At 47.3% G+C, this 17,309-nt stretch carries 21 protein-coding genes and 1 tRNA gene; 12 read left to right on the top strand and 10 right to left on the bottom strand.

The features are described from left to right. Positions 1–56 precede the first annotated feature (56 nt). From DEV76_RS16020 to DEV76_RS16010, 3 genes are read left to right on the top strand one after another with little or no spacing between them, the layout of a single operon-like run. Complete coding sequence (locus tag DEV76_RS16020; protein ID WP_109698915.1) at positions 57–812, top strand: C1 family peptidase; 756 nt, start codon at positions 57–59, stop codon at positions 810–812. A gap of 35 nt (positions 813–847) precedes the next feature. Then, positions 848–1,621 (top strand): hypothetical protein, encoded by a 774-nt coding sequence (locus DEV76_RS16015; protein WP_109698914.1) that lies wholly within the window; start codon positions 848–850, stop codon positions 1,619–1,621. 16 nt (positions 1,622–1,637) lie between these two features. Further along, entirely contained in the window at positions 1,638–2,651 is a 1,014-nt protein-coding gene (locus DEV76_RS16010; RefSeq protein ID WP_109698913.1) for a hypothetical protein, read from the top strand. Between the two features lie 6 nt (positions 2,652–2,657). On the opposite strand, the gene DEV76_RS16005 is transcribed toward DEV76_RS16010, so the two are convergent. Further along, complete coding sequence (locus DEV76_RS16005) at positions 2,658–3,128, bottom strand: GNAT family N-acetyltransferase (protein ID WP_157962927.1); 471 nt, start codon at positions 3,126–3,128, stop codon at positions 2,658–2,660. A 163-nt stretch (positions 3,129–3,291) separates the two neighbouring features. Between DEV76_RS16005 and DEV76_RS16000 the strand changes: the two genes are divergently transcribed. Next, the gene (locus DEV76_RS16000) at positions 3,292–3,621 is read left to right on the top strand and encodes a DMT family transporter (protein ID WP_109698911.1); all 330 of its coding nucleotides are present in this window, start codon (positions 3,292–3,294) and stop codon (positions 3,619–3,621) included. Positions 3,622–3,810: 189 nt separating this feature from the next. Then, positions 3,811–4,593: a hypothetical protein gene (locus DEV76_RS15995; protein ID WP_109698910.1), complete on the top strand. Its 783-nt coding sequence runs from the start codon at positions 3,811–3,813 to the stop codon at positions 4,591–4,593. A gap of 81 nt (positions 4,594–4,674) precedes the next feature. Here DEV76_RS15995 and DEV76_RS15990 read toward each other — a convergent pair whose 3' ends face one another. Then, the gene (locus DEV76_RS15990) at positions 4,675–5,664 is read right to left on the bottom strand and encodes a GlxA family transcriptional regulator (protein WP_109698909.1); all 990 of its coding nucleotides are present in this window, start codon (positions 5,662–5,664) and stop codon (positions 4,675–4,677) included. Positions 5,665–5,836: 172 nt separating this feature from the next. Here DEV76_RS15990 and DEV76_RS15985 point away from each other — a divergent pair, with 172 nt between their 5' ends. From DEV76_RS15985 to DEV76_RS15975, 3 genes are read left to right on the top strand one after another with little or no spacing between them, the layout of a single operon-like run. Continuing rightward, complete coding sequence (locus DEV76_RS15985; RefSeq protein ID WP_109698908.1) at positions 5,837–6,340, top strand: DinB family protein; 504 nt, start codon at positions 5,837–5,839, stop codon at positions 6,338–6,340. A 5-nt stretch (positions 6,341–6,345) separates the two neighbouring features. After that, positions 6,346–6,789 (top strand): SRPBCC family protein, encoded by a 444-nt coding sequence (locus DEV76_RS15980; RefSeq protein ID WP_109698907.1) that lies wholly within the window; start codon positions 6,346–6,348, stop codon positions 6,787–6,789. Then, positions 6,786–7,409: an SRPBCC family protein gene (locus tag DEV76_RS15975; RefSeq protein WP_232826964.1), complete on the top strand. Its 624-nt coding sequence runs from the start codon at positions 6,786–6,788 to the stop codon at positions 7,407–7,409. Before DEV76_RS15980 ends, DEV76_RS15975 begins: the two co-directional genes overlap by 4 nt. A gap of 106 nt (positions 7,410–7,515) precedes the next feature. On the opposite strand, the gene DEV76_RS15970 is transcribed toward DEV76_RS15975, so the two are convergent. The 5 genes from DEV76_RS15970 to DEV76_RS15950 form a co-directional block, all read right to left on the bottom strand. Further along, entirely contained in the window at positions 7,516–7,947 is a 432-nt protein-coding gene (locus tag DEV76_RS15970) for a DUF6326 family protein (RefSeq protein ID WP_109698906.1), read from the bottom strand. A 10-nt stretch (positions 7,948–7,957) separates the two neighbouring features. Then, positions 7,958–8,584, bottom strand: coding sequence for a hypothetical protein (locus DEV76_RS15965; RefSeq protein WP_109699038.1), 627 nt, complete (start codon positions 8,582–8,584; stop codon positions 7,958–7,960). A gap of 159 nt (positions 8,585–8,743) precedes the next feature. After that, positions 8,744–9,370 carry a hypothetical protein gene (locus tag DEV76_RS15960; protein WP_109698905.1) on the bottom strand — a complete coding sequence of 209 codons (627 nt, stop codon included), beginning with the start codon at positions 9,368–9,370 and terminating at the stop codon, positions 8,744–8,746. Positions 9,371–9,455: 85 nt separating this feature from the next. Continuing rightward, entirely contained in the window at positions 9,456–10,037 is a 582-nt protein-coding gene (locus tag DEV76_RS15955) for a Crp/Fnr family transcriptional regulator (RefSeq protein ID WP_109698904.1), read from the bottom strand. 308 nt (positions 10,038–10,345) lie between these two features. Then, positions 10,346–10,430 (bottom strand) — tRNA-Ser (locus DEV76_RS15950). A 115-nt stretch (positions 10,431–10,545) separates the two neighbouring features. Here DEV76_RS15950 and DEV76_RS15945 point away from each other — a divergent pair. The 4 genes from DEV76_RS15945 to DEV76_RS15930 all read left to right on the top strand — a co-directional run bounded on the left by DEV76_RS15945 (position 10,546) and on the right by DEV76_RS15930 (position 13,632). After that, on the top strand, positions 10,546–11,661 hold the full coding sequence (locus tag DEV76_RS15945; protein ID WP_198652090.1) for a sensor histidine kinase: 1,116 nt from the start codon (positions 10,546–10,548) through the stop codon (positions 11,659–11,661). Between the two features lie 4 nt (positions 11,662–11,665). Next, positions 11,666–12,409 (top strand): LytR/AlgR family response regulator transcription factor, encoded by a 744-nt coding sequence (locus DEV76_RS15940; protein WP_109698903.1) that lies wholly within the window; start codon positions 11,666–11,668, stop codon positions 12,407–12,409. 154 nt (positions 12,410–12,563) lie between these two features. After that, positions 12,564–13,031 carry a cupin domain-containing protein gene (locus DEV76_RS15935; protein ID WP_109698902.1) on the top strand — a complete coding sequence of 156 codons (468 nt, stop codon included), beginning with the start codon at positions 12,564–12,566 and terminating at the stop codon, positions 13,029–13,031. Between the two features lie 10 nt (positions 13,032–13,041). Next, a complete protein-coding gene (locus DEV76_RS15930) occupies positions 13,042–13,632 on the top strand; it encodes a YceI family protein (protein WP_109698901.1) in 591 nt (196 codons plus the stop codon). A 110-nt stretch (positions 13,633–13,742) separates the two neighbouring features. Here the strand turns inward: DEV76_RS15930 and DEV76_RS15925 are convergent, their stop codons facing one another. The 3 genes from DEV76_RS15925 to DEV76_RS15915 all read right to left on the bottom strand — a co-directional run bounded on the left by DEV76_RS15925 (position 13,743) and on the right by DEV76_RS15915 (position 17,236). After that, the gene (locus DEV76_RS15925; protein WP_109698900.1) at positions 13,743–14,282 is read right to left on the bottom strand and encodes a cupin domain-containing protein; all 540 of its coding nucleotides are present in this window, start codon (positions 14,280–14,282) and stop codon (positions 13,743–13,745) included. A gap of 12 nt (positions 14,283–14,294) precedes the next feature. Continuing rightward, positions 14,295–15,566, bottom strand: a complete 1,272-nt coding sequence (locus tag DEV76_RS15920) for a hypothetical protein (RefSeq protein ID WP_109698899.1) — start codon at positions 15,564–15,566, stop codon at positions 14,295–14,297. 212 nt (positions 15,567–15,778) lie between these two features. Continuing rightward, positions 15,779–17,236 carry an alpha/beta hydrolase gene (locus DEV76_RS15915; RefSeq protein ID WP_157962926.1) on the bottom strand — a complete coding sequence of 486 codons (1,458 nt, stop codon included), beginning with the start codon at positions 17,234–17,236 and terminating at the stop codon, positions 15,779–15,781. Positions 17,237–17,309 lie beyond the last annotated feature (73 nt).

The following is a 17,309-nucleotide window of genomic DNA, read 5'->3' as shown; positions in this document are numbered from 1 at the left end:
GTCCCCGGTATGGATACCGGAATCAACCCCTAAGATGTCCCTATAATTGCTGCCATATGAAATTCGCACTCCTGATTACTTCTTTCCTTACTGTTATTTCTGCCACACAGGCGCAAACCGTAACGCTCAGACCGCACTGTCCGGATAAGGAAGGCCAGTGGAGGGCAACCTGCGCATCCTACGCACCTGTCTATACCGCCCTGTCCACCCAATACAATGCCGCCAAAGGATACCGGCAGTCCGATCCTGACTTCAGGATATTCTCCTATGGATTTGTTGCTTCTAAAATGAAGGCCAGCAAACCATTCTTCCAAAGGCTCTTCAACCGTTGCGGCAAGCATGTTACCGCCGACATGGCACTGCATGTATTGCAGCAAACAGGCACAGTTACGCAGCAACAGTTCCCGCACAATTGCGACTGCGCCAAACAGAAACAGGCACAAAGGAACCAGCCCCTTTTCCGCATCGCTTCCTATAAAGAGATTGGTGATATAAACACGCCTTCCGCCACGCACATCAGCGCCATCAAATCATCGTTGGATCAGAAAGTTCCGGTAGTTACCGCCATTCTTCAAACCGGGTTCTTCATCAGTAACCGGGAGAAGCTGGTACAATTCCCCGAAGGCTATACCATGGAAAATGCATCTGCCAATCATGTGGTATGTATAGTTGGGTACGACGATCACCTGGAAGGAGGCGCTTTCCTTGTAAAAAATAACTACACCAACTGGGGGAACGATCAGGGTTTTGCATGGGTTAAATATGCAGACATGCTCAAGCTGATCCGTCACAGTTTTAATATGACTTTATAACGCTTTCATCACAATCCATCAAACTCCTGTACTTCATGAAAAAGACACTCTTATTGGGATGCCTTTCCCTCGGCATCGCCTTGTTCTCCAACGCGCAAAACGTGGAAGTGTATACCGGCAGCCCGAAAGCCGGAGCCGGTTCAGAAAAGAATCTCGAACTGTTCGGTAAAGGACTGCTCGATTATGGCTTTGCAGGACAGGTTCAGGCCTCTGCCCAGGCCCTGAAAATAAACATCGGCGAGCATAAAGGCTTTTACCTCCCCGTGTATTTACTGGTAGGCGCCACCAACGGCGATATCGGTTCTGAAAAGATCAATAAAAGCACCGTACTGAGCATGATCAACAGCACCGGCGGTTTAATGAACCTTTCCACCAACTTCTACGCTAAATTATACGCCTCCGAATCTGCCATTACCAGCTTACGGTTTACCTCCCAGCTGGGCGCCAAACTGGTAACCGGCCGCGATTCCCTTACCAACGATGGTCAGATCCGCCCCATGGGGTTCTTTGAAGGCGGACTGGTTTTCCAGACAGGCGCCTGGGAAGCAGATGCGGGATATGAAGAAGGCGGTATCTTCTGGGTACAGGCACGGTATGCCATCATGAGCATGGCGAAAGACGACCTCAAATCTTACTTCGGCGAAAAAGTAAACCAGTTACCCTCCGGCCCTAAATTAGAACTGGGCATCCTCATCAAAAACAAGGTGAACATCAAACTGTCTTATTTCAAAGCCGTAACCGGCCAGAACGTGCCTACACTGAACGATGGGCAGTTCCGCGTAGCGCTGGATTACAACGTATCCAAATAAATCAAAAGAAGGAGTTATGCACCGCTATCTGTTATGCCTGTTACTGGCAGCCACCAGTTATTCAGTTGCCTGCAATTCCCCGCACTGCTTTAAAACCAGTGTGAAGAAGTTATACCGCAAAAAGTTACTGAGCGATGATCTGGCAGTTATCGCCCTCAACGAATACCTGCTGGCATGCCCTACAGTGGCAGAAAGCATGCATACTCCTTCTACTTCCACGGAATACAGCGCTCCCCTTCCGGAGCAGCTGCTGTTCGGCATCTTTTCCGTGAACAGGCAATACGAACATTGTAAAGACCTGTTTCAGCAAAGCACCTTTCAGGCAGCCATCAGCCAGTTACCTTTCCCGGATCAGCAGGCGATAGCCTGGTACGGGGAACGGATTAAACACCAGCTGCTGCTCCTGCCACTGGAAGAGGCGGAATCAACGCCATATGATCGTCTGGACGATGTGCAAAAGAAGATGATCAATGTATTCTATCATGTGAAAGACTGGCAGTTTAAGCCTGAAAAGCGGTCGTCCGGGAATTATGTGCTGCATGGAGAATACCTGCCAGAGCAGCGGGTGATCATGTTGTATAAAACCGCCTGTAAAGCCGGCAATATTTATGAAGCGAATATTGAAAAGGCCGCACTCACCCACCGTTATTACTTTGTAGGCGCACATGAGCTGGGGCATGCGATGGATGACCTGCGCAATGCCCTGCACCTGGCAACTGAAAAAAGCAGGACCCAATGTGAAATACAGGCAAATATATACGGGCTGGTAATGACCAAAGCCGTTGCCCGGCTCTTTAACGCCAGGGTTCAGCATTATGCGAAAGCTTCAGCCGCCATGCCTCCCGGCAGCCGCATGCCCTGCGACAGTGCCTTCCTTGCCGGCACCATCCAGCGATGGAAAGACATTGAGCTGGTATTGGACAAGCCCCTGCTTAAGCAGGTAAAGATGCTGGGAGAGGGAAATTTGTCTGTCGCGGGTTTACAAAACGACAACTGGGCCGCCTGGGGCTGTATGGAAGCGGAGGATTAAGCACCCTTACCCGCCCAAAACCATATCATACCGGTGCATGCCTTCGCCGTAACCATTTTCGGTATACTTCACTACTTCGAAGCCGTATTTCTCAAAAAACGGGCGGGAATGCTGGGTGGTATCCAGCCTGATTTTGCAGGCGGGGCAATGTTCCCGGATATAATCTATCCGGTACAGGAGAAACTGCCGGCCAATGCCCTTGCGGTGCAGCCCGTTATCTACCATTCCCCATACCATACCGGCCAGGTTATTGTGCATTTCCATGTACACACCGCCACATGCTACCATGGCCCCATCCTCTTCCACAATGAAATAAGCCTCTGTGCTTTCTCCTTTATAAGGCATTCCATCCTTGTACTTCTCCAGCTGCCGGGTATAATCAGGCAGCTCCTCCGGGAGGAAGAACTGGGGCATATTGCTCTTAAAAAGGGCAATACAGGCGTCGAAATCGGTGGATTGATATGGGCGGATGGTCATTTTACGGGGGGATTTAACTTGTTTCCGGGTGATGAAAGCGTAAATATCTTCAAAAAGGCACCCTGTACCAAATGTGTTTGCCGACGAACGCCTGTTTTCCCGGCAGACAAAAAAAATTATCTTGCCAAACGGCATTTTACATTTGGGACACTAAAAATTACATATGAAATATGTACTGTTGGGCATTGCGATAATATCGGAAGTGATAGCCACTTCGGCATTGAAGGCATCGGAAGGGTTTACCCGGTTCTGGCCTTCCGCGATCGTAATCGCCGGGTACGGCATCGCCTTTTACTGCCTGAGCCTGACCCTGAAAACCATCCCGGTAGGGATCGCCTACGCCATATGGTCGGGCCTGGGGATAGTGCTGGTATCCGCGGCGGGTGTGTTTCTTTACAAGCAAAAGCTGGATCTGGGCGCCATTATCGGGATGCTGCTGATTATAGCGGGGGTTATTGTGGTGAACGTCTTCTCCAAGTCGGCCAGTCATTAGGAACTAGCCATCTCAAACAGTCATTTAATTGTCATGTGAGATACCTTTGAGATACCTTTGAGCCACCTTTGAGATACCTATAAGCCACCCTAAAAGGGGGGTATGATTAACGAGTAATTAACCTGACTCTGGCAAGTATCTGACTTACTTTGGTAAGTACATTGTTAACTACCAAAATCTAATGTCTTCATGGCAACACTTGCTTCTACTATTGAATTCAATGGCTCCATCGGAAATGTAACCGCCTATAAGCGGGAAGGCTCCGATAAAACCATCCTCCGGCTGAAAACCGGTCCTTCCAAAGAACAGATCCAAAAAAGCTCCCGGTTTGTACGTACCCGGGAAAACAATACTGAATGGGGTGCCTGTACTGCATTGACTTCCGGTATCAGGCATGCATTATTTCCCGTAAAACACCTGGGCGAGCCTAATTTTACCGGTGCTCTCAATAAGCTGGGTAAAAAATTACAGCAGCTGGATCTGGAAGGAGCGCGAGGGCAAAGGAGCGTTTACCTCTCACGTAACAGGCACATGCTGAAGGGCTTCAGCCTGAACATCAACGCTCCTTTCGACGGGATCCTCCGTCACCCCGTTAATGTTCAGACAGACAGGGATCAGGCTTCCGCCATCGTTTCCATTCCGGCTTTAATTCCGGATGTAAGTCTTTTCCTTGACCACGAAGGCGCCTTTTCCAGATTCGTGGTTTCGCTGGGAGAAGTAAGCGATGTCGTGTTTAATAACCTGGAATTCGGGCGTATCAAAGCAGACCGTGTTCAGATAATCCATACAGACTGGCTCCATACCGAAGCCCAGGCAGAAGCGATAGAAATACATATACAGCTGGATAACAATATACCGGAGGAGGTATCACTGATACTGTCTATAGGCGTGGAGATAGGTATAAACGGCCGGTTCGGGGATAAGGAACTGATTAAAAGGGCCGGTGCGGCAAAGGTGCTGGAAGTATTTTGATGTAATACATAAGGCGCTAATCCCTGGCATCAAAAGCACGCAGGCCGTTGGACCGGCTGCTTAACGATGCCTGCTCCGGCATCAGGCGATGTTGGAAGCCTCTTTATTATACTTATTCTTATACTCCAGGGGGGACAGGCCGGTGATTCTCTTAAACACCTCCCTGAATGCTTTTACATCTGCATAACCCACTTCATACATCACCTCATTCACTGTTTTGCGGGTGCTTTCCAATGCCTTTTTTGCAGACTCTATTTTCACCCTTTGTGCATACTCAACAGGCGTGTTGCCCGTAGCTTTAATGAATCTCCTGTCAAAGTTCCTGCGGCCTACGGCAAACCTGGAAGAAAGGCCTTCTACAGAGATCTTTTCATCTATATTATTCTCAATATAAGCCTGCGCCTGTTGCACCATCTCATCATCATGCAGTTTTTGCCCGGTGAACATCGCAAATGCCGACTGGCTGTTCCGGTCCAGCTCTATCTGGAATATCTTGGAACAGAATATGGCAGTTTGCCTGTCATAATACTTCTCTACAAGGTATATGACAAGGTTTAGAAATGAATAGGCACCACCATTCGTATAGATACCCTTTTCATCCGTGATCAGCTTATCCGAATGCAGATGAACTTTAGGGTACATATCCCTGAACCTGTCTTCGAACGACCAATGCGTGGAACAGCTCCTGCCATCCATAATGCCGGTAGCCGCCAGGATAAATGCCCCTGAACACATACTGGCTATTTCCGCACCGCCTTTATACTGGCTGTTTATCCAGTCAAACATCACCTCCCGGTCGGGAGTACGCTCTCCCGGCATGGCGGATGGTATAATGATGAGATCGGTTTTGGCGATGTTTTTTATGTAAGTATCAGGCGTTAAGGTCACAAAGTGGTTGATGTATTCCTTTTGGGGAGCTGTGCAGGCGATTTCAAGCCTGTACTTTTCCTCATTGCCCTGTTTCACCCAATAAGCTGACGCCCTGGTGAAGATTTCTACGGTGCCAACTATACAAGCTATAGTACTGAGGTTGCATTGCCCTTCAGGATATAAGAGTGTGATATGTTTCATCCGGAGTGCTTTTTACGAAGTTACGGCTATAACCTGTCCAAATCAACCCCACAGATTGTCTATTTCACCACCCACCACCAGCATTTATAGACAATACCTTTGGGATGTACAAAACCGGAGTAACCGGTACCCTCTCAATAAACCTCATCATCACAACTTCAATCATTTAACCATGACAACGCTTCATATCACCCAACAAAAGCAACAGGTATTCACCAAAATGGTACTCGACGCCTGGGCGTCTAAGCTCAGCCAGTTCGATAAACTCCTATCAGAGCTATCTGATGAACAGCTGCTGAAAGAAGTAGCACCCGGCAGAAACAGGGGTATTTATCTGCTGGGGCATCTCACCGCATTAGCCGATTCCGTATTTCCATTATTGGGCTACGAGAAGCTTGCGCCGCATCTGTTGGAGCCATTCGTTCACCTCCCCGATCAGAAAAACGGCGATCTGCCTCCAGTAAGTGAACTGCGGCAGGAATGGACAAAAGTCAAAACTGCGCTGGCAGAAAAAATGGCAGCTATCCCTGCAGACGAATGGTTTCAAAAACATACATCCATATCAGCAGAAGATTTTGAGTATGAACCACACCGCAATAAGCTCAATGTGGTTTTGAGCAGAGTAGGCCATGTAGACTATCACTTAGGACAATTACAATTCTTAAAAACTAAATAATTCTTATGAAAAACCAGGATTTTACAACTACCATCCAGGTAGCACAAACACCCACAGAGGCCTATCATACCATACTAAACGTGAGAGCATGGTGGTCTGGCCTGTTTGGCGAATCATTTGAAGGTACATCAGAAAAACTGGGGGATGAATTCAGCTTTCTTGCCGGAGGAGGTGTGCATCATACCAAACAAAAACTGGTAGAACTGGTGCCAGATAAGAAAGTGGTGTGGCAGGTAACAGCCGCCAATCTCAGCTTTGTAGATAAAACTGATGAATGGAACAACACCAGGATCAGTTTTGACATCTCCGAAGAGTCCGGTAAAACAAAGATCGTTTTCAGGCATATAGGCCTTGTTCCTGAATTTGAATGCTATGACTCATGCGCTCCCGCCTGGACGCAATACATTCAGGAACAACTCCCGGCCGCCTTAAAAAAAGCCACCTCATGAAAAATATAACAAGGGCAGTTGCAACATTAGTAACGATTATGCTGTTCTTCAAGGTAAATGCTTCCTGCATGGTGGACACAACAGGTAAGCAGCATCCATTAACACCATCCAAAAATGCCAATACAATGACAACACAGGATTTCACTACATCCTTCCTGGTAGAACAATCGCCTGAAGCAGTTTTCAAAGCAGCCAGCAACGTTCGCGGCTGGTGGTCAGAAAGCGTTGAGGGGCATACCGATCAACTCAATGCAGAATTCCTCTACTACTACAAGGATGTTCATATCAGCAAAATGAAGATCGTGGAATACGTGCCAAACAAAAGGATAGTCTGGCAGGTGCTGGACAACCATTTTAATTTCACCAACGATAAAACCGAATGGAAAGGAAACAGGATCGTCTTTGAAATTACTCCGAAAGGTGATAAAACAGAGCTGCACTTTACCCATGTGGGGTTAGTGCCTGCATATGAATGTTATGATGTTTGCCATGATGCATGGACCAGCTACATCAAAGGGAGCTTAAAAGATCTGATTACCACTGGGAAAGGAAAGCCCAATGCTAAAGAAGGCGGGCTTAACGCAGAGCTGATTGAAAAATGGAAGCTTCCTAAGAAATAAATAATGCAATTCTCATTATAAAAAAGGGAGTACTGAATTCAGTACTCCTTTTTTGTTTCCGGACTTTTCACAGTCTCATATTGATTCAATTTTTTCATTCACAGGTTTACATCTCATTACGAGGCCATTTCCAGGCATGAAGGATAATCAGACAAAGAAGAAAGACTTCCACAACAGCACCAAACACCATGTGCATCCAGGCCTCTCCTGCCAGATTAAACAACGTATAGGGAATATACACCGCGGCAATAATGATATTTGCCCAGCGGTTTACTTTAGCCGGCAGGGCCACAGAAAGGAAAATCATTAACGCCGGAATCGTTACACTAACGAGTGCTGCCAAAAGAAATGTTTGCGTAACCTCAAATACAAATACCTTGTCAGCTAACATATCTTCGAGTGCACCCGGCATATACAGGTGGAAATAATCTACATAGATGTAGAGAAACATAAAACTCGCCCACAGTGCTGCCAGCTTTAGTTCTATACTGACTTTACTGTCTTTCAGGTCATATTGAGGTGCTTTCTGTGTATTCATAAGTAATCAGCTAAAAATTAAATCCAAAATGGAGACCGGGTTCTCCGATTACAAATTTCGACCATTTATCGTCCAGCTGTTTAAACCCATCCGGCATTTTTGTGTGATAAGGCCGGTGAGTAACTGCTATTGATGGCTGAATAAAAAATCTGTCTTTAAAAAGTTTGATGTGATAACCAACGCGGTAGGTATTAAAAAACTGAAATCCATTATCAATTTTTTTGCCGTCAGCAGCCACAAAAGTTTGCCAGGTGGGCATTACATTAAGTTCGGCATACAAACCATTCCACAAAAACCGTTGGTAAGCCACTGCCAGGCCATACTCACGAATAAACCCCGGAAATTCTTCTTCCGGTTTACCGTAAGACTTGTTAATAAATGGGTGAATACCATTCGGCCAGGCATACTTCCAGGTTTTTGGTTCTAATGTAATTACATCTTTTCCTGTAATACGGTAACCTACATTGAGTTGTACAAAGTCAGGGCTGTTTGTAGAAGCCAGGTTACCTAATAAAAACATAGTACTGCCAACGAACCACCGTTTGTAAGTACTGACTTGTTTGGCGTATTGCGCATTCAACTGCAAACTGCTTGTCATCATTAAAGCCAAAGCGAACAATAAGACTTTCTTTCGCATATACATTTTAGTTAGAAATAAATGATACTGCAAAAGTAGATTGGCAGGATGTCATAACTCGTTCACTTAAGTTAAGAAATACAGCCAGCTTAATGTTTGTGGCTTGGTATAAGACTGCCAATATGTGTTTTGAAGATGTTGAAATTATCAGACCAATTGTTAAAAATTATATCCAAAATGTAGACCGGGTTCAAAGCCAAAGTAATCAGGCCATTTACTTTCCTTTTCTTCAAAAGATTGTGGTGTATTAGTTTTTATGGGCCAATGCGTCAGGCCAATAGATGGTTCAATAAAGAAACGGTTTCTAAATATTTTAACCTGGTAACCCAGACGGTAGGTCATAAACAGTGTGAATCCTTTAGTAATCTTTTTATTACCCTCATCATAATATCTTTGAAATGCATTCATTGCATGCACGCCTGTGTATAAGCCTTTCCACCAAAACCGATTGTATGCTAATCCAATTACGTTCTGGCGTATATGCCCGGGATAGTTTTCTCCCGGCGCATCAAATGATTTTCCCCAGGGAATGCCTAACGGGTAAGCAAACCTGGATCTTTTCAATTCCAGGAAAACAACGTCATTAGGTGTGATCCTGTATCCAACATTGAATTGAATAAAATGAGGCGGATTCCGGTCATTAGGAATAAGATTTCCTAACATCAGGAAAGTACTGCCAACAAAATACTTCTTGTAAGTACTGTCTTTATTGGCATGTTGTGCATTCAGTTGTAAACTGCCTGCCATCAATAAGGTCAGCGTGAATAATAAAATCTTCTTTTGCACATCAATATTATTAGTTGTTAAATGATGATGCAAAGGTAGATTGGCAGGATGCCACAACTCGTTCACTTAAGTTAAGAAATGAACCCTATCCCTTATTTTTCTCTACAAGCCGTGCTCTTAACCTGCTTAAAGACTGGGGTTTGATGCCTAAAAAGCTCGCTAACTGATGCTGTGGTACACGTTGAATAAGGTCTGGTCTTTTCTGTATTAAGTTCAGGTAACGTTGTTCAGGGGAAGAAGTTTTGAACTCGTCAAAGTCTATCCGTTGTTTAGCCAGTAGTTGTTCGGATAATATTCTGCAAAGGGTTTCAAACTTTGGAAATTTACTGTTTACTTCTGCTTCCATATCAGAATTTGAAATTATTAGTATCGTGTCTTCTATACAACTGATATAATATTCGGACGGAGTTTTGTTGATTACACAAGGCGGGGTCAAAGCTTCCATTTCTGTAAAAAAACCAGTTGTTTTTTCTTCACTGTCTAAATCATAATAAGTCCGGATACAACCTTTTAAAACAAAGTAGCTATCCTTCGTTTTTTGTCCTTCTTTGAGTAAAATTGTCCCTTTCTTAACAGAGCGGAATATGTCTAACGAAAGTATTGCGTTCTTCTCATCGTCTGTGAGGGAAACGTATTTTGATATAAAGCCAAATAGTATGTCCTGCATTGTTTTTATATATTATTACTGTCGTCTTTTAGATTAGCCGCCAACCCAATAATAGGCGCGATGCTACAATTTAATCAAAACGGCATATATATCCCTATGTGAACCGGTTACCATTTGAAGCGTGGCTACAGAGGGAAAGGGGGAAGGAGACAGCCCCCTAAAACAAAAATCCCCGGCTTAGGGCCGGGAAATATTCAGCGGAGTCAGCCGGATTCGAACCCCCGGACCTGTTACAGTCAAAATCATTTAAGCAGAGACTGACACTCCCTAAAACAAAAATCCCCGGCATAAGGCCGGGAAATATTCAGCGGAGGAAGAGGGATTCGAACCCCCGGACCTGTTACAGTCAACAGTTTTCAAGACTGCCGCAATCGACCGCTCTGCCATTCCTCCGGCGCAAAAGTATAATTCCGGTTGAATTAAACAAAATAATTTTTCCGCCTCCCCCACTGTTCATCGACAAAACCTGCTGTCTGTCTTCCAAATAATATTATTTTTAATATCTCTCATGGCAATCACCCGCAAGAATTATGTTTGCAATATGTTTCCTTCGAGGCACTACTTAAAATCCGGCAGGTTCCTGACAGGATTGCTCTTCTGGGCTTTTCCCTGTATCATGCTCACCTATATCTACGGCACCGCATTCGACAACTACGAATTGGGTATTGTAGTAGTGTTGTTGTTACTGCCCGTCCATATCTGTTACTATTACCTCCTCACCAACCTGGTGATGCCCAGCTTCTTTAACGGCAAATACCTCCGCTCCGTACTTACAGGCATCACCATTATAGCCGCCATGGCTCTCCTTTACCGGCTCAATGAGATCTTTATTTCTGATCCGTATATAGCGTGGTACTATACCCGGACCAACCCAAAATGGTCGTGGGAAAAACTGGAGAAAGACTACTGGCACCAGCTCATCAGTAAAGGGGATTTTGTAAATGCCGTGGAAAGAAGCAACGTGGTGGTATGGATCGGGGTCACGCTAAAGATGTTTGCCCTCTGGCATGAACGGAAGAATGCCATCCTGCAGGCGGAGCTCAACTTCCTGAAAGGACAGCTCCACCCCCACTTCCTCTTTAATTCCCTCAACAACCTGTACGCTCTTTCCCTTAATAACGCCCCCCAAACGCCGGGTATCATCCTCGGATTGTCGAATATCCTACGGTATGTGATCTACGAATGCACGGCCGACCGGGTGTCGCTGGAAAGGGACATCGAGGTATTGAAAGACTACATCAAGCTGGAGCAGCTGCGGTACGAAGAGCGGCTGGACCTCAACGTAAACATCCTGGTGCCTCCCGGTGCCGGACAGATAGCTCCCCTGCTCATGCTGCCCCTCGTGGAAAATGCATTCAAGCATGGTGTGGGTGAAACGGTGGACCAGCCATGGATCAATATAGAGGTACAGGTGGTAAAATCGGAGCTGCGGCTGAAGATCAGTAACAGCAAACCGCTGCATCCTGTAAATACCAGTGAAAAGCAGGGAGGGAAAATAGGGCTTACCAATGTACAGCACCGCCTCAAACTGCTGTATCCCGATGCGCATGCGCTCACCTGGTATGATGAGGACGATTGCTTTATCCTTGAAATGATGGTAAAATTAACCGCTAATAACAACTAACGACATGGCGATCCGGACAATCATAGTAGACGACGAGCCGCATGCGGTGGAGGTTATCCAGAAATATGCCTCCAATATCCCGGATCTGGAGATCGTGGCCACCTGTAATAATGCCATCCTAGCCTTCCGGCTGCTGCAACAACAACCGGTAGACCTGCTGCTGGTAGATATCAAGATGCCGGGCCTTACCGGCACCGACCTCGTCAGGAGCCTGAAGAACCCGCCCATGGTGATATTCACAACGGCTTACCATGAGTTTGCCGTAGACGGGTTCGACCTCAATGCCATCGATTACCTCGTAAAGCCCATCCCCCTCAACCGCTTCCTGCGGGCTATAGACAAAGTGATGCATGCCATCAAAGGCAACAAGCCGGCCACGTTCGTGGAAACGCCGGAAGCTGCTCCCGCTGCTCCTGCAAAGCATTTCCTTTACCTGCGAATAGACCGGCAGTCGGTAAAAGTAGATACGGCCGATATCCAGTGGATCGAAAGCATCAAGGATTATATCAAAGTAGTAACAAAGGGTAAATCCTATGTCACCAAGCAAAAGATCAGCGTGGTGGAAAAGCTGCTGCCCATGGGTCAGTTCATGCGTATACACCGCTCGTTCATTATCCCCCTTGATAAAGTTGAAGGTTACAACCCCAATTACCTCATCATTGCAGGGAGCAAAATCCCTGTAGGCCGTAATTACAAGCAGGCCTGTCTTGAAAAGCTGGGTCCGGATACTGCCGGGCAGGCCGAATAAATTCCTTTCTCCCCTTTTACATAAACCCCTGTTACTGCGTTGCCGTCCGGCAACGGAAACGGCTATATGGCGACGATTTCCGGTGTCGGTCGACCTTATTTCCTGCACACGTGAATTACTCCGAAACTTGCATTCCTTTTAACAAATTATCATCATGGAACCAGTACAAACCAATGGTTTCCGGCGTTACCAGGGAGGGTATTTCAGGGCCCTTATCACGCCGGAACAAACACAAAACGCCATGGCGTTGATTGAATTTACGTTACCCCGCGGTGCGGAGCCGCCGTTGCATGTGCATCAGAACGAAGATGAAGCATTCTATTTAGTAGAAGGCCGCATGAGTGTGCGTGTGGGAGATAAAACCACTATTATGGAGGCAGGCGATGCACTGTTTGCCCCCCGGAATACGCCCCATGCCTTCCAGATCCTCACGGATTCAGCAACGCTCCTGAACCTCATTACGCCCGGTACGCTGGCCGGTTTCTTCTTCGAGTTCAGCACTCCCCTCACGGGTGTTCCTGCGATATGCAATAAACCGCAGGAGCCCGATATGGAAGCGGTGGCGCGGATGGTGCAGACCATTACCAAAACCTATCAGGTACAATTTCTGGAAACCAAATAACACCCAAAAAATGAACATCAACACTTATTTCAAAGGAGGCATGTTACTCCTGCTGGCAGCTTGTTCCAGGAAGGACGATGCCATTGCACAAAAATTCAATGTAGACGAAAGCGTATCCGTAGTAGAATGGAGAGGCAGCGCCCCTACCCATTACCATACGGGGTCTTTCAAAGTAACGGGCAGCTTTCAGACGAATGGCACCAAACAGGTGACTGGAGGTGATTTCACCATCCCCATTGCCAGCATCGAGAACTTCGACCTAACCGGAGTACCCAAAACAGAATTGCTCGACCACCTTAAAAGCCCTGCATTCTTCAACCTCGCACTGCACCCCACGGCTACTTTCCACATTACGAAAGTGGAACCCGGCAGTAACAATAAGGCTACTGTAACCGGTGATTTTACCATGCTGGGCCAGAAGCACCCGCTGCAGATCCCTGCGAAGATTATTGTTGAAAAAGACAGGCTGTATGTGGAAGGAACGGTTAATCTGAACAGGCTTACCTGGGGAATGAACAGTTACAGCGACCCTGCCGGTACGCTTTACATCCTTCCGGAAGTAGTGATTACGCTCAAGATCCAGGGTACACCCTCCAAATAGCATTCTCATTTTTGTACCCCAAAAACATTAAAGCCTGCCGTCATTATAACGGCAGGCTTTTGTATTTGGGGTCAACATGCGGTCCGGAGGAAACCAATCCGGCCGCCAGCTCATGCACAATACTTGCGGATCAGCTTCTCCTGTGTTTTAGTTATTCTGGCCAGTAAGCTGAATAATCCAAACAGCGGGGAAAAGATCACTGCGATACCTGCGGGATGCATATCGCTTATTTGGGATATAGCAGCCAGAATCAGCGGGTTTCCGGGAATACCCTTACTATCAGTAGCCCCGTCTGCCGCAAGGCCGTATAAGATCCGTAATGCGTTTTCAAAGCCCGTTGAACCGGGGAGCACTACGGTTGTAAAAACTACCGGCTGGTCCAGCTCATTGGAAAAGCGGTGTACCACATTTCTTTCCACAGTGTATTTCTCTCCTGCGAACAGGGTCACTTTTTTATCTTTCAATGTAAGTGTGAGCACGCCCTCTACTACGTTAAAGGTTTCGGAGAAGTTCTTATGATAATGTAAAGGCGTTCCGCCGCCGGGCATCAGCTTCACCAGTAATGAAGTGATGCGGCCGTTGGTTTCCGCGGCGGTTTGAGTGAATGTTACTTCGTCTTTGATAACAGGGTTGATGATCGTTTCTTTCATAGATGGAATGTTTTAAGCTTTCCGTCTTATTTTGAAGCTGCCGGTTACCGTTTTACTTTTATTCTGGCATTCCGACGCCCGTGTATACACTGTAGCCGTGAAATCTCCCAGGATGATACCGCCTACCTGTCCATAAATTAAAATTCTAAGCCTGCCTTTGCCGTACCTTGGAGTACCCTCACCACAATTGTAATACGTGCCCAGATAAACAACGCCTGTGGTACCTCCTGAAATCGAAACCTGCGCATTAAACTTATCGGGCTCCACCGCACTGCCCAGATCATAAGTCCCGGTTTTTGCCCCATTCACGAACAAGCTTATTCCACCCTGAAGGCCAGTACCCATGATATTTGTGTTAGTTCCCAGCAATGCGGCATCGGTAGCTAACGCTACGTTTTCCGTACCATCAACCTTCCAGGTGAAATACTCATCCGGCACAAGCCTGACAGGCACCTGCACAAGCACTATCCCTCCATCTCCCGGCCTGTCAGGATTACGCTGGCTTACCAGATTCTTTATCCTGACACCCACAGCCACATCTATAAAATCCGGAATACTGGCCGGTGCGATGTACTTGCCGGAGTTGGATTTTGGCGCACTGAATTTACCGGGACCGTTGACATACCACCCGTCGATATTCTTTACCGGAACGAGAGAATGCACTACGGTATCTTTCCCATCCCCTTTCGTATCACTCATATACACGAACATTTCACAGGTTTCATTCGTACTGAGAATTGTATTATCTACCGGGATATCGATGTAAAAAATGCGCTCGATGGCCCAGTCGGAGAAGTGCCGGGTTTGCACATACAGCTTTCGGGCAACCGTGTCTATGTCAGTTTCGAGGGCCCGGTGCCAATACCCCTGTGCATCCTGGAAAGCGAGGTACAGATCGTTGGTGCTGGTACCAGCCAGATCTTCTTTCGTGTACTTCAATGTAATCTTCACATCCTTATTGAACTGTACATTCTCGGGAGTAAGCCTGTATGCTTTACCTGTGGCAGACGGAAGCGTTTTTGTAACAGGCTGGATGGTGAAGTTGGTGGCAGTGGTAACGGCTCCTGCGGGGATATCAAGGGTTATATTCCCATCCGGTGTCTGGAGCGTGCCACCGGCCGGACCAATGGATTTGCTGACCGGTGTACCTTCCAAAGTACCATGTGCTACGGGCACAGGCTTCTTCTCCGGTTCCGGTTCCGCTTCGCTGCTGCTCTTTTTGCAGGATATTACCGACAGGGCAAAGAGGATCGCCCAACCGGCCAGCTTGCATGATTTCGTCATAATGTGATGTTTTAATTGCGGACTAAAGGTGATCGGCAAAAGTGGCGGAACACAGGGGGATAAAAAACTTATGTCGATGGAAGCATGGTAATGTAGACAGACAGCAGGTAACGGAAACGAACCATCGATAAACGGATGACCGTTTTATAATACAAAACGCCGCAGGCAATAAAGCCTGCGGCGTCTGATTGTTTTTTAGCTGAATCCTTTTATTACTTAATCAACGCATCCATCTCTGCCTGTATCTGCCTTGTAAGTGTTTCGCTGCGCACTGTAAAGTGATCCGCACCGGGGATGATCACTACCCGGATATCGGCCCCTGCCTGCTGTGCCTTCCGGCCAAAGGCGATAGCGGATTCCTGCAACAGGTAATTATCTTCTTCCCCTGCATAGACGGTAATTTTACCTACCCCTGCTTTCTTAATCTTTTGCCAGTTTTGCTGCACCAGCAATCCCAGGTCATAGGGCTGCCACTCTTTCACCACCTGCTGGTTTATCGCTCCACTCAGTGGATCGAACAGGTCTTTAGGCCTGCCCTGCTTACCCGGTTTGCCGAATTCCGCTTCAAAGGACTGCTGCTGGCCACCGTCGCCACCAAATAGTTCCGACATGCGTGAAGCACGCAGGGTTTCCTGAAATACGCCCTTTACGCGGTTAATGCCGCGCTCCTTCCCGGTTGCATCAGTATAGTAATTCTTGTCGCGGTAAAGATTGACGCCGGTGAAGGATGAGAAATCCAGCGGGTCGGGCGAAGTAGCCCAGCAGCCGCCGAAGCTTTCAGGGTAATGCAACGCCAGCCATACTGCCCCGTAGCCGCCGGAGCTTTGTCCGGTAAGGAAGGTTTGCCCAGGATCGCTGGTAACCCGGTAATTCCTGCGCAGGTAAGGTATCAGTTCTTTCACGAGCGCTTCTCCCCACGGGCCGTTAACCCTTGAGTCCACAAAAGCATGCAGTCCCCAGGGGGTCTGGTTCTCGGGGTTCAGGTAAACATAGATCTTGTCTTTCCCCTGCCCCACACCATACCGCTGCTGGTTTCCGGCAATTGCTCCGTGATAATGCGTACCGCCCCAGCCGGGAATAATGAATACCACGGGATATTGCCGGGCAGTATCTTTCTGAAAGGAAGCAGGCAGAATCACGGCAGCTTTGAGGAAGATATCCGCTCCCCTGAATCTGCTCAGCAAACCCGACCGTAAGGTGATTTCTTTGACCAGCTCCGTTTCCCGGAAAGGCCGCTGCCTGAACACTGCATTCAGTATCACAGTACCTTCTCCTTTCCCGGCTCCGGAGATATGCAGCAGTCCTTCGTTTCTGCTGTATGCATTACCCGGGGCGCCATTCCCCCGTTCTGTCCTATTGGTATCTAAAATTGCCACCAGCTTGTATACGCCTGCTTTCAGGGAATCCAGTGCAATGTGCGACGGGGTGCTGCCCTTCCTGAGGGAAACTGGCTGTCCGTGGCGCCAGTTGGTAACCGGGATGTAAAAGGCAGGCTCTGCGGCCATGGTGCGCTCATTGAAAGAAGCGGAAGTGTCTTTCAAAGTGTATACGTATAACCGGCCGGTAAAAGGCCCTGTTAACGAGGTATCCAGCTGAACGGTGAGATGAACCTGCGACTTTCCGCAAAGGGAAGCCATCAGTAAGCAGGAGATTAAAATGAGTTGTTTCATGTTGAGGTTATCTTCTTTCAAGTGTAGACGAGCGGGAGGTGGTTTAGTTGCAGTTTCCATTCGCCATGCACCC

It is taken from the genome of Chitinophaga deserti (assembly GCF_003149455.1).
Taxonomy (GTDB): domain Bacteria; phylum Bacteroidota; class Bacteroidia; order Chitinophagales; family Chitinophagaceae; genus Chitinophaga; species Chitinophaga deserti.
The sequence above is the reverse complement of the archived record's forward strand: the minus strand, read 5'-3'. Positions and strand labels throughout refer to the sequence as shown.